Genomic DNA, 11,430 nt, shown 5'->3' with positions numbered 1-11,430 from the left:
CTGTGCGGGCCATCGTCTCGCCGGCGGAAACGGGAGCTTGGGGCATCACCGGCGATCAGGCGTTCGCGGTGGCCAGGGAGAACCTTTCCGCGCGTCAGCAGGCCCTTCAGCCGGGCGAGAAGTACCTGTTGAAAGACGCGGACGGCGGCACATACATCGATTCGATGATCCTGGCCACCGGCTGGCTGGGTGGACTTGCGGTGGCCGGCGGCCCCCGCCCGCTGGTGTTCTTCCCCGGCGATGGCGTGTTACTGCTGGGCACCGACGCACCCGACAACGCCGGGGACCTCTTCGAGGTCGCCGAGCAGATGTACCTCGACGCCGAGCAACCCATCTCGCCGCAGGGCTACACCGTCGTGGGCAGTGTCATCGCGCCGTTCGATCAGGCCGGCCCGCACCCTCTGCGCGGGTTGGCGTTGAGGGCCCGAACCCTGTTGGCCACCAAGGAATACAACCACCAGGCCGAATTCTTGCGGGAGCACTATGAACGCGCGCTCTTCCCGCAGTACGTCGGAGAAGCGCAGATGATCGAGACGGCCTGGGGTCGGCGCACCAATGCGGTGTGGGGGCAGGGGATCCCGTGGGAGCTGCCGCAGACCGATTACGTGACATTCCTGGTCGGCGAACCGTCGAATGTGTCCGACAAGTTCACCGTGCCGTTTCCGACGGTGGTCGATGCGGTGGGCATCCTTCCCGTCGCGGGAATCAATCCCGTCCGCTATCGGGCCGATGAATGGCCGACGGCCGAGATGCTGGCGACGCTGAAGGCGCACGCCATCGACGTACCGAGCGAATGACCGTATTCACCCGAGCCAGGTCGGCGACCCGCTAGTCCGGCGGCTCGCTGGTCGTACCGCGGACAGCCGCTTGTTCCCGGTCGCTGCGGTTGCCGGGAACGCCTTCGGCTTCGCTCTCCTCGGTAACCTTTTCCTCGAGCTGATCGACGATGTTTTCCAGCTCCTGAGCGCGGCTCAGCGGGTCTTTGTCGGGTTTGGTCATATCGCTTTCCATGGGCGTTGGGGGGACGGGCCCCGGCGCCGGGAACCCGCCGCTATTCCATACCCGATCGCGCGTTCGCTAACCAGGTCCGGCGGCCGTCAAACGAACGAGACACAGCGCCGTGGCGGTGGAAGTATCGCAAGAGTGGCTACCGATAAACCTCAGACCATCGCTTACCCCGCTGCCGACGCCCGCCCGCGTCGCCACCATTCCGATCCGCTCGACCCGCACGTCATCGTCCTTTTCGGGGCGACGGGCGATCTGGCGAAGCGAAAGCTGATCCCCGGTCTGGCGTACCTGGACCAGTCCGAATTGGCGCCCGATATTCAGATCGTCGCTACGTCGCTGGAAGACCTGAGTCAAGACGAATTCCGCGATCTCGCCAAGGAGGCGATCGATTCCTTCGGCACGCACAAACTCACGCCCGAACAGTGGTCGAACTTCGCCAGCATCGTCACCTACGTCCCGCAGAGCGCCGGACCGGAGGCGCTGGCCGAGGCGGTGGCGCAGGCCGAAGACAACCTGGGGTCGAATGTCCGGCGACTGCATTACCTGTCGGTGCCGCCCAAGGCGGCGCGCGCCGTCATCACCATGCTGAGCGACGCCAAGCTGGTCGAACGCTCACGGGTGGTGATGGAAAAGCCGTTCGGCACCGACCTGGCCAGCGCGGTGGCGCTGAACGACTTCGTGCACGAAACCTTCGAGGAATCACAGATTTTCCGCATCGACCACTTCCTGGGTAAGGAAGCCGCGCAGAACATCCTGGCCTTCCGCTTCGCCAACGGCCTCTTCGAGCCGATCTGGAACCGCAACTTCATCGACCATATCCAGATCGACATTCCCGAGGCCCTGGGGCTGGACCAGCGGGCGAACTTCTACGAAGAGACCGGCGCCTACAAGGACATGGTGGTGACCCACCTGTTCCAGGTGATGGCGTTCGTGGTGATGGAACCGCCGACGGCGCTGGAACCGTTCGCCATCAGCGAGGAAAAGAACAAGGTCTTCCGGTCGATGCTGCCGGTCAAACCCGCCAATGTGGTTCGCGGGCAGTACAACGGATACCGCGACGAGGCAGGCGTGGCACCGGATTCCGACACCGAGACGTTCATCGCGCTCAAGGTCGGCATCGACAACTGGCGGTGGGCCGGGGTGCCCATCTACCTGCGCACCGGTAAGAAGATGGCCGAGGGCATCCGCATCATCTCGATCGCGTTCAAAGAGGCCCCGCGAACCATGTTCCCGCCCGGATCCGGGGTGGGTACCCAGGGTCCCGATCACCTCACCTTCGACCTCGCCGACAATTCGAAGGTTTCGCTGTCGTTCTACGGCAAGCGGCCCGGCCCCGGCATGAAGCTGGACAAACTGTCCATGCAGTTCTCCTCGCAGGAAATCGAGACCGTCGTGGACGTGCTGGAGGCCTACGAACGATTGATACTCGATGCGATGCGGGGCGACCACACGCTGTTCAATACCGCGGAAGGCATCGAATCATTGTGGGAGCGTTCGGAAGATCTGCTCACCGATCCGCCGCCGGCCAAGTTGTATCAACCGGGCACGTGGGGCCCCAACGCGATTCACCAATTGATCGCGCCGAATGCATGGCGGCTGCCGTTCGAACGGGAGTGGCGCGAGGCCCGGCCTTAGCCGAAGCGCCGTAACTCCGCGGGCTCAGGGCAATTCGGCACTGAGGTAGCTGATCGCATGACGGAATTGCTTGAGGACTTCGTTGTCCGGCAGCACGAATCCGTAGTCGGCATAGACCTGTTCGGTGGGGTGGCGCGAGACGTTCCAGCCGGTGGCACCCAGGTGCTCAGCGGCGGGGCGGCGCTCCCCGAGCCAAATCAGCTCGGCGACATCGATGTCCAGTCCGTGCTGCCGCCAGGTGCTGCGCATCGCCCGGGCCCGTTCGTCGGTGAAGACGCTCATGTCGGTGATGTTCTCGGTGGCCAGCCGGCTGCCCGGCGCGCTGAGCGCGGTGATGTTGTCCAGCAGCCGGTCCTGGGCATCGGGCGGTAGATAGGGCAGCAGGCCTTCGGCGATCCATGCGGTGGGGGAGTCGGTGTCAAAGCCGCTGTCGCGCAGCGCCGTTGGCCAATCATCGCGGAGATCGATGGCGACGGTCCGGCGCTCGGCGGTCGGTTCCGCGCCGATCTGGGCGAGCGTGGCGGTCTTGAAGGCGATCACCTCAGGCTGGTCGACCTCGAAAACCACCGTGCCGGATGGCCACGGCAACCGATAGGCCCGCGCGTCGAGCCCAGCGGCCAAGATGACGGCCTGCCGGATGCCGGCGGCGGTGGCGGCGCCGAAGAAATCATCGAAAAACCTTGTCCGCACCGTCATCTGCTCGCGCCGCTGCTGCAGCGTCATCGGCATGTCGTCGGTGTCAAGCGGGATCTGGCCGTCCAGCATGCGGATGAAGAAGGGGTGCCCGACCGCTCGTACCAACGGCTCGGCGAACCGGTCATCGAGTAGTGGATCCGGCTCGCGCGATGCCAGCGCTCGGGAGGCCGCGACCATCGTCGCGGTCGCCCCCACGCTGGAGGCCAGGTCCCAGGTGTCGCCCTCGGTACGCGCCGAGCCAGATGATGACATTCGCTTTCCCCTTCCAGGATCCACTCGCCGCATCGGTCGATTCGCCCTCGGGACCGCTCCCCACCGGCGACTGCACCACCGGTACCGAAGGGTACTTTCTGGCTATGCCCCGCGCACCACGCACCCGTCGCGCGGACATTTGACTCCCGTCCCGCACCACGACGACGCCGAAAGCGAATCACTCCATGGCACCGACCCTGCGCCCGCGCCGATCCGCCCTGTACCTGCCCGGCAACAAGCCCCGCGCGCTGGAGAAGGGTAAGTCGCTGCCGGCGGACGTGCTGATATTCGACCTCGAGGATGCGGTGGGACCCGACGCGAAGGCCGACTCGAGGGCGACGGTGTGCGCCGCGATCTCGTCGGAGAGCTACCGGCCCCGCGAGGTCGTGGTGCGGATCAACGGGTTGGACACCGAATGGCACCGGGACGACCTGGCCGCCGTGGCCGGGTCGACGGCCGACGGCGTGCTGGTGCCGAAAGTCGAGACGGGCCAACAGGTTCAAGCGTTGACCGAGGCGCTCGACACCTTGGGAGCGCCGAAGTCGTTGCAGCTGTGGGTGATGATCGAAACGCCCCGGGCTTTTCTGCGGGCCGAGGAGGTCGCGTTGGGCAGCGATCGCCTGGCCGGGTTGGTGGTTGGCACCAACGACCTGGTCAACGAGCTGCACGGCCTGCATGTCCCCGGGCGCGCGCCCGCCGTGCCCGCCCTCGGCCTGGCGTTGTTGGGGGCGAGGGCGGCCGGAAAGGTGATCTTGGATGGCGTGTTCAACGACATCACCGACGAGGGCGCATTCCGCGCCGAGGCCCAGCAGGGCCGCGAAATGGGGTTCGACGGCAAGACCCTGATCCACCCGTCGCAGATCGCCCCCGCCAATGAACTGTTCGGTCCGTCACATAAGGAGCTGGAGGACGCCCGCAAGATCGTCTCGGCCTACGAGCAGGCGCAGGCGGACGGGACCAGCGTGATCACGGTCGATGGCCGCATGATCGAGAGCCTGCACGTCCGCGACGCCCAGCGAATCCTCACCCTCGCGGATTTGATCTCTGAAATGGAATCCGCCTCCTAGGGCAGCGGACATGTCGGGAGCGCGGTGGCGGGTGCGCGACGGCGCCCCGCGACGGGCGTTCGGTGCCGCACACACGGTAGGTTGAACGCGTTCGGCGACGACTCGAGAGGAGATGACGTGGGCCAGACCGCGGCCATGGCCGAGGCCGACCGCGCGTGGATGATCGACACGCTGCTCGCGCTACTGCAGACCCCGAGCCCGTCGGGGCGCACGGACGCGGTGATGCAGGTGATCGGCGACATCTTCGACCACTTCGGGGTGCCGTTCACGCTGACCCGGCGCGGAGCGCTGACGGCCGAACTCGCGGGTACGTCCGCGACGACCGACCGGGCGCTCGTGGTGCACTCCGACACCATCGGCTGCATGGTCCGCGAGCTCAAGGACAACGGCCGGCTCGAAATCGTTCCGGTCGGCACCTTTTCGGCGCGGTTCGCCGCCGGCGCCCGGGTGCGCATCTTCATCGACGACCCTGACGAATTCATCACCGGCACGGTCATGCCGCTGAAAGCCAGCGGGCACGCGTTCGGCGACGAGATCGACACGCAGCCCACGGACTGGAACAACGTCGAGGTGCGCATCGACCGCAAGGTGTCCACCCGGGAAGATCTGGTCCGGCTCGGCCTGCAGATCGGTGACTTCGTCGCGTTGATCACCAGCCCCGAGCTGACCGCCGACGGTTTCATCGTCTCCCGGCACCTGGACGGGAAAGCCGGCGTCGCGATCGCGCTCGCCCTGGCCAAGAACTTCTCCGAGAACAAAGTGGTGCTGCCACACCGCACCACGATCATGGTCACCATCACCGAGGAGGTCGGCCACGGAGCCAGCCACGGGCTGCCCGCGGACGTCGCCGAACTGGTCTCCGTGGACAACGCGGTGTGCGCGCCCGGCCAGCATTCTCTCGAGGACGGCGTGACGATCCCGATGGCCGACATGCACGGCCCGTTCGACTACCACCTGACCCGCAAACTCTGCCGGCTCGCCCAAGATCAGGGAATTCCGTTCGCCCGCGACATATTTCGCTACTACCGCTCCGACGCCGCCGCGGCCATCGAGGCCGGTGCCAACACCCGCGCCGCGCTGGTCGGCTTCGGCCTCGACGGCAGCCACGGCTGGGAGCGCACCCACATCGATTCGCTGGAAGCCGCCTACAACCTCCTGCACGCCTGGCTGCAGACGCCGCTGACGTTCGCCAAATGGGACGCCAAGCCGTCCGGCGATCTGCGTGACTTCCCGTCGTCTGAGCAGCCCGCACCCAGCGAGCGGTGGGTGCCGCTGTCGCGCGGCGCTCACGAAAGCCCGGGCGAGGCATCGCCGGGCATCCACTGGCCGCCGGAGGGACCCCAGGCCTGAAGCCGCTACATCTGCGCCCAGACGATCTTGGTCTGTAGGTAGGTCTCGATGCCGGCCTTGCCGGACTCGTGGCCCCAGCCGGACTGCTTGTAGCCGCCGAACGGCATCGAGTGGTCGTACGGGAAAGCGCAGTTGAGCCCGACTGTTCCGGCCTTGAGCCGCTTGGCCAGTCGGTGGGAGCGGCCGAGGTCCTTGGTCCACACCGTGGCGGCCAGCCCGTAGGTGCTGTTGTTCGCCAGAGCGACGGCCTCGTCCTCGTCGTCGAACGGCAGGATCGTGACGACCGGCCCGAAGATCTCCTCCTGGAACAGCCGGCTGGTGTCGGGGTCGACGTCGGTGACGACCGTCGGGTGCACGAAATAGCCCTTGCGGTCGAGCCGGTGTCCGCCGGTGACGATCTTCGCGCCGTCGGACCTGCCCTGCTCGAGGTAACCCAGCACGCGATTGAGCTGCTTCTGGCTGATCAGCGGGCCGCTCATGGTGCCCTCTTCTTTGGGGCCGCCCATCTTCATGGCGTTGGCGACCATCGCCATGCCCTCGACAACCTGGTCGTAGACGCCGCGCTGCACGAGAATGCGGGAACCGCACACGCACGCCTGTCCCGAGTGGACGAAGGTGCCGAACGCCGACATCGGGATCGCCTTCTTCAGCTTCGCGTCGTCGAAGATCAGCACCGGCGACTTGCCGCCGAGCTCCAGGGTGACCTTGTTGAGGTTGCTGTCCGCCGAGGCATGCACGATCGCGCGGCCGACCTCCGTCGAGCCGGTGAAGGCGACCTTTTCCACGTCGGGGTGCGCGGTGATGGCCGCGCCGGCGGTGTGCCCGTAACCGTTGACCAGGTTGGCCACCCCGTCGGGCACCCCGGCCTCGGCCAGCAGGCGCATCAGGACATGCGCCGAAAGAGGCGTCTCCTCAGCAGGTTTGACCACGCTGTTGCAGCCCGCCGCCAGCGCCGGCGCGAGCTTCGCGCAGAAATTGAACACCGGCCCGTTCCACGGGAAGATCAGCCCGACCACGCCGTAGGGCTCGCGCACCGTGTAGGTGTGCATGTGCGAGTCGACGCCGGTCAGGCCGCCGGTGTTCACATCCCGCGCGATGCCGTCGATCTTGGTGCACCAGCCGGCGTAATAGCGGAACCACTCGGCGCCGATTTTCACCTGCATCTCCGCCTGAGCGGGATACATTCCGGCGTTGAGCATTTCGAGCTCGGCGAGCAGCTCGGCGTTCTCGTCGATCAGGTCGGCGACGCGCCACAGGATCTTGGCCCGCTCATAATCGGGCTTGCCGGACCAGATCCCGGACTCCGCGCTGGCTTTCGCGCGCGCAACCGCCTCGTCGACGGCTTCGGTGCCGCAGTCGGTGAACGAGCCGATCTGCTCCTCGGTGGAGGGATCGAAGATCGGGATCACGTCACCGGTACCGGGGCGTTCCCGAACCTCGTCCAGTACGGATTGCACCGTCATGCGTCTCCTCCTCGCCGGGCTGGTTGCGGCAGAAGTTACGCGCTTAACCCCGTGCCTGTCTACGGCATTCGGCAGAAACCCGACCCCAGCGCGGCGGCTAGCGGCCGCGGGCGATCCGGTCGGCGCGCCAGCACCGGGACTGCATCGGGATGTCGATGGTTTGCGCGCCGGGGAAACGCTCGGCCAGGACGGCTCGGGCGCTGTCGAGCCGCTGCGCGCGGTCATCCGGAGAGGCGATGATCACCCGGCTGTAGGTGCCGAGCATCGCGACGACGTCGTCGATCTTCATGGTCCGCACGAACCCGAACGTCTCCCGCGCGACGTTGTGGAAAATCTGCGGATCGGGCAGGACGACGTTCTCGTGCCGCCGGCGGAAGCGGTCGGGTGCATCCAGTTCGGACGTGTCGTCCTTGGGCAACACCTCGAGGTCGCGGACCCAGTCGACGTCGCGATCCCGACTGGTCCAGATCAGTCCGAATCGCCCGCCGTCACGCAATACCCGGCCGATCTCCGGCACCGCTCGTTCGGGGTCCATCCAGTGCCATGCCGATGAGACGAACACCGCGTCCGCGGAATCGTCGGGCAGGGGAATCGCCTCGCCGCTGCCCTCCACGGCGCGAACCCCGGGAGACCGCTCGGCCAGCACTGCGCGCATCCGCGCATCGGGCTCGACGGCGACGACCTGCGCCACCCGGCCGACGAGCGTGCGGGTGAACAACCCGGTGCCCGCACCGACGTCGACGGCCACCTCACAGCCGGATGGCAACAACCAGTCCACCGCCTGCTGCGGCGGGTGCGGCCGCAGCCCGTCGTAATTCTCGGCGATCGAACCGAAGGACATCGCGCGCTCTCGACGATCAGTCACACGCGACAAGATAATCCGGATCGCTGTGCAACAGATGAGAAGCTGTGGCGCGTCACCACAGGGCGCTGTGATTGACGAGTGCATCGGCGATGAGCCCGGTTCCGAAAACCAGGAACAACAGCCGCACCGACATCGGCCCGTAGCGGGTGAGCGTACGGACGATCGCGCGCTGAATACGCTTGGCCCGCATGGTTTTCCTCATCGAGAGGGCAAGGATCAGCAGCGGCGGCGACAGGGCGATCGCCCAGTAGGCGATGATGACCAGTGGCCAGAGCGGCGGTCGTGGGTGCAGCGCGACGAGCATCGCCAAACCGGTGAGGTAGGGGACGGCGGTCGGGGCCTGGCCACTGCCCACCGCCAGCCCCAGGAATCCGAGCAGCCACGGCCGTTGCCGCAGCGCCGCCAGCGCCCAGCCGGGCGCCGATGACTGCGCGGTCAGCGGGAAGTAGGCCAGACCGATCAGGACGATCCCCAACAGCAGTTCGCCCCGGAAGCGAATTGCCGGCGTCAGGTGAAAGTCGAGCACCTCGGTGACGAAGCCGATGCCCAGCACGGTGCACACGCCGAAAGCGGTCGTCACCGCGAACACGCCCGCGATGTAGCTCAGGGCGCCGGGAATCGGTGACCGGCGACCCAGCCGGCTGTCGAAGATGACGGCCGAGACCACTCCGACGTTGAGCACATTGAGCGAGTCGAGAAACGCCAGTCCGGCAAGCGCCAGCGCCAGGGCCGCCACGCGTCTGTACCGGGCCTAGCGTCCGGATTTACCGGCTGCACGCGGCGGGCGGCGCACCGGCCACGGCGACAGGACCCGAGCGGCGATCATGCCGCAGACTCTAGTTCGGGTGCGAATCTGTCGGGCGACGCCGCCCGTTGTCAGAGGCGACGCGGGGGGCGATGGCGTTGGGGCGGGTAATGCGCGGCATTATCGATGCGTCGACGGCGGGCGTATTCCGATACCGCGATCGACACGGTCAAGCGGTCACAGCACATCACGGAGGGGCGCCAACGATGACCACACTCACCACGCAGGATCTACGTGAGTACCTCGTCGGGGCCTGGACATTGGAGTCCTACGAGAGCTCCGACGTGGATGGCTCGAACGTGCGCTATCCGCTGGGAACCGACGCCCGCGGCATCATCATGTACACCGCCGACGGCTACATGTCCGCCCAGCTCATGCGCGCGGACCGCCCGCCGATCGTCCGCGGTGATCTTCAGATCGCCACGGACGACGAATTGGCCGCGGCGGCCAGGGGTTATCTGGCCTACGCAGGCCCGTACAGCGTTCTCGACGACGGCGTGATCGCCCACCACGTCGACGTCAGCCTGCTACCCAACTGGATCGGCGGAACGCAGTACCGCGCAGCGCAAGTCGGCGATGACCGCCTGCAGCTCGGCCCCGCCGAGCCCGTGCTCATCAAGGGCAAGCTCCGCAACGGACGCCTGATCTGGCAGCGCGCGAAGCAAGGATAGCCGGGGGAACAGAACTCCACACCGGACGCGCCCCTCAGGAGAACCGAATGGGATTGCTCGACAACAAGGTCGCCGTCATCACCGGCGCCAACTCCGGGATCGGGCTGGCCACCGCGCAGCGGTTCCTTGACGAAGGCGCCGACCGGGTCTTCATCACGGGGCGGCGGCAGCCCGAACTCGTCGATGCGGCAAGCAAATTGGGCCCGCGTGCCACCGCAGTGCGCGGTGACGTCGGGAGACCGGAGGACCTGGACCGGCTCTACGCCGAGGTCGCGGCCGCCGGCAACGGTCTCGACATCGTGATGGCCAACGCCGGGTCGACGAGGGTGGCGCGGCTCGGGGAGATCACCGACGACGATCTCGATGCGCTGCTGACCACCAACATCAAGGGCGTCGTCTACACCGTGCAGAAAGCGCTGCCGCTGCTCAACGACGGCGCCTCCATCATCCTGACCGGCTCCACCACCGCCGACCGGGGCCGCGCCGGGCTCAGCATCTACGCCGCCACCAAGGCGGCCGTCCGGTCACTGGCCCGTGCGTGGGCCAACGAACTCGCCGACCGCAACATCCGGGTAAACGTGATCGTGGCAGGCTCCACGGCCACGCCGGGAAGCAACGCATTGGCCGCGCAGACGGACCCCGACGCTTCGATCGAAGAGTTCCGCGCCGAACGCATCGCCACGATCCCGCTGGGCCGCTTCGCCGATCCCACCGAGATCGCCAATGCCGCAGTGTTTTTGGCCAGCGATCTGTCCAGCTTCAGCACCGGATCCACGGTCACCGCCGACGGCGGATTCAACCAAGTCTGACGCTGTCGGCCAATTCATCGAAGATGGCCTGGTTCAGGCCGAAGGCGAACTTCACCTCACCGACGATGCGATCGATTTCGCCGGTGTCGGCGCGAAGGGCGTCGAGGCGAGCGCGATAGGCGTCTTTGTAGGGTTTGGGCCGCACCGGGAAGTCGTAGAACGCAAGGCCGGCACCGCCCAGATCGAATGTGCGATCCAGGATCTTGCCGATTCCCCGGCCTCCGGAGAGATCCCCGAGATAACGCGTGTAGTGGTGGGCCACCAGCGCCCCACCCCACGTGAGCGCGCCGAGCCGCTCGGCGTAGGCCGCCGCCGCGGGGGAGTCGACGTCGCGTGCGGCACCCCGGGGCAGCCAATGTTCGAGGTCGGCATCGATAGCCGTCAGGCGCTCCAGCGCGGGGTCGTACACGGCGGCAACCATCGAGTCATCGCGGCGGGCCCGCACGGCGTCCTCGAGGGCGGCGTACACCACGCGCAACCGCAACAGGTAGTCGGAATAGCCCGCCGCCCCAATCCGTCCGGCGAGCAGTTCGGACATGAACGGGCTCTGCTCGGCGGCATCATGTTCGGCCGCCGAGCCATCCTTCATCGCGGCCGAAAGGCGGCGGCTTGCTGGGACGGCGATCGAGCACATGACCTGCTCAGATTACATTGGTGATCGCGGCGGGGCGGGTAGCCGCGGCGGATGCGAATCAGTGCCGGGCAAATCCGCTTGGAAATGCGAACCGCGGCTGACCTGAGCCAGAATGGCGACACACATTGATAGTTTGGAGGTCTGGCTGCTACCCCTCATCAATCCGACAAAGCCG

12 protein-coding genes are annotated in these 11,430 nt (G+C 66.8%); 6 read left to right on the top strand and 6 right to left on the bottom strand.

Translation table 11 applies throughout. The annotated features are described in order from the left end of the window. On the top strand, positions 1-797 hold a 797-nt coding region (locus A5708_RS05225), incomplete at its 5' end, for a hypothetical protein (RefSeq protein ID WP_065027606.1). 31 nt (positions 798-828) lie between these two features. Here A5708_RS05225 and A5708_RS05220 read toward each other — a convergent pair. After that, a complete protein-coding gene (locus A5708_RS05220) occupies positions 829-1,011 on the bottom strand; it encodes a hypothetical protein (RefSeq protein ID WP_040629827.1) in 183 nt (60 codons plus the stop codon). A gap of 132 nt (positions 1,012-1,143) precedes the next feature. Between A5708_RS05220 and zwf the strand changes: the two genes are divergently transcribed. Further along, positions 1,144-2,643 (top strand): glucose-6-phosphate dehydrogenase, encoded by a 1,500-nt coding sequence (gene zwf / locus A5708_RS05215; RefSeq protein WP_065027605.1) that lies wholly within the window; start codon positions 1,144-1,146, stop codon positions 2,641-2,643. Between the two features lie 24 nt (positions 2,644-2,667). Here the strand turns inward: zwf and A5708_RS05210 are convergent, their stop codons facing one another. Beyond that, positions 2,668-3,591 carry a class I SAM-dependent methyltransferase gene (locus tag A5708_RS05210; protein WP_065027604.1) on the bottom strand — a complete coding sequence of 308 codons (924 nt, stop codon included), beginning with the start codon at positions 3,589-3,591 and terminating at the stop codon, positions 2,668-2,670. Between the two features lie 185 nt (positions 3,592-3,776). Here A5708_RS05210 and A5708_RS05205 point away from each other — a divergent pair, with 185 nt between their 5' ends. After that, positions 3,777-4,658: an HpcH/HpaI aldolase/citrate lyase family protein gene (locus A5708_RS05205; protein ID WP_065027603.1), complete on the top strand. Its 882-nt coding sequence runs from the start codon at positions 3,777-3,779 to the stop codon at positions 4,656-4,658. 117 nt (positions 4,659-4,775) lie between these two features. Further along, positions 4,776-6,008 (top strand): osmoprotectant NAGGN system M42 family peptidase, encoded by a 1,233-nt coding sequence (locus tag A5708_RS05200; protein WP_065027602.1) that lies wholly within the window; start codon positions 4,776-4,778, stop codon positions 6,006-6,008. A gap of 5 nt (positions 6,009-6,013) precedes the next feature. On the opposite strand, the gene A5708_RS05195 is transcribed toward A5708_RS05200, so the two are convergent. The 3 genes from A5708_RS05195 to A5708_RS05185 all read right to left on the bottom strand — a co-directional run bounded on the left by A5708_RS05195 (position 6,014) and on the right by A5708_RS05185 (position 9,072). Further along, entirely contained in the window at positions 6,014-7,471 is a 1,458-nt protein-coding gene (locus tag A5708_RS05195) for an aldehyde dehydrogenase family protein (RefSeq protein WP_065027601.1), read from the bottom strand. 97 nt (positions 7,472-7,568) lie between these two features. Then, positions 7,569-8,336 carry a class I SAM-dependent methyltransferase gene (locus A5708_RS05190; protein ID WP_065027600.1) on the bottom strand — a complete coding sequence of 256 codons (768 nt, stop codon included), beginning with the start codon at positions 8,334-8,336 and terminating at the stop codon, positions 7,569-7,571. A 52-nt stretch (positions 8,337-8,388) separates the two neighbouring features. Next, positions 8,389-9,072 (bottom strand): GAP family protein, encoded by a 684-nt coding sequence (locus A5708_RS05185; RefSeq protein ID WP_065027599.1) that lies wholly within the window; start codon positions 9,070-9,072, stop codon positions 8,389-8,391. 275 nt (positions 9,073-9,347) lie between these two features. On the opposite strand from A5708_RS05185, the gene A5708_RS05180 reads away from it, so the two are divergent. After that, positions 9,348-9,812, top strand: coding sequence for a lipocalin-like domain-containing protein (locus tag A5708_RS05180; protein ID WP_065027598.1), 465 nt, complete (start codon positions 9,348-9,350; stop codon positions 9,810-9,812). 47 nt (positions 9,813-9,859) lie between these two features. Then, positions 9,860-10,621 carry an SDR family NAD(P)-dependent oxidoreductase gene (locus tag A5708_RS05175; protein WP_065027597.1) on the top strand — a complete coding sequence of 254 codons (762 nt, stop codon included), beginning with the start codon at positions 9,860-9,862 and terminating at the stop codon, positions 10,619-10,621. On the opposite strand, the gene A5708_RS05170 is transcribed toward A5708_RS05175, so the two are convergent. Next, positions 10,608-11,255, bottom strand: a complete 648-nt coding sequence (locus A5708_RS05170; RefSeq protein WP_065027596.1) for a heme oxygenase (biliverdin-producing) — start codon at positions 11,253-11,255, stop codon at positions 10,608-10,610. The two genes, A5708_RS05175 and A5708_RS05170, sit on opposite strands and share 14 nt — an antisense overlap. Between the last annotated feature and the right edge of the window lie 175 nt (positions 11,256-11,430).

It is taken from the genome of Mycobacterium colombiense, from assembly GCF_001672755.1.
GTDB lineage: Bacteria > Actinomycetota > Actinomycetes > Mycobacteriales > Mycobacteriaceae > Mycobacterium > Mycobacterium colombiense_C.
Note: the sequence above shows the minus strand (reverse complement) of the source record. Positions and strands in the feature narration are given on the sequence as shown.

Bases quoted from the DNA above. Each gene is read 5' to 3' on its own strand.
- A5708_RS05220 (WP_040629827.1), bottom strand. From the start codon at position 1,011: ATGGAAAGCGATATGACCAAACCCGACAAAGACCCGCTGAGCCGCGCT.
- A5708_RS05210 (WP_065027604.1), bottom strand. From the start codon at position 3,591: ATGTCATCATCTGGCTCGGCGCGTACCGAGGGCGACACCTGGGACCTG.
- A5708_RS05205 (WP_065027603.1), top strand. From the start codon at position 3,777: ATGGCACCGACCCTGCGCCCGCGCCGATCCGCCCTGTACCTGCCCGGC.
- A5708_RS05195 (WP_065027601.1), bottom strand. From the start codon at position 7,471: ATGACGGTGCAATCCGTACTGGACGAGGTTCGGGAACGCCCCGGTACC.
- A5708_RS05180 (WP_065027598.1), top strand. From the start codon at position 9,348: ATGACCACACTCACCACGCAGGATCTACGTGAGTACCTCGTCGGGGCC.
- A5708_RS05175 (WP_065027597.1), top strand. From the start codon at position 9,860: ATGGGATTGCTCGACAACAAGGTCGCCGTCATCACCGGCGCCAACTCC.
- A5708_RS05170 (WP_065027596.1), bottom strand. From the start codon at position 11,255: ATGTGCTCGATCGCCGTCCCAGCAAGCCGCCGCCTTTCGGCCGCGATG.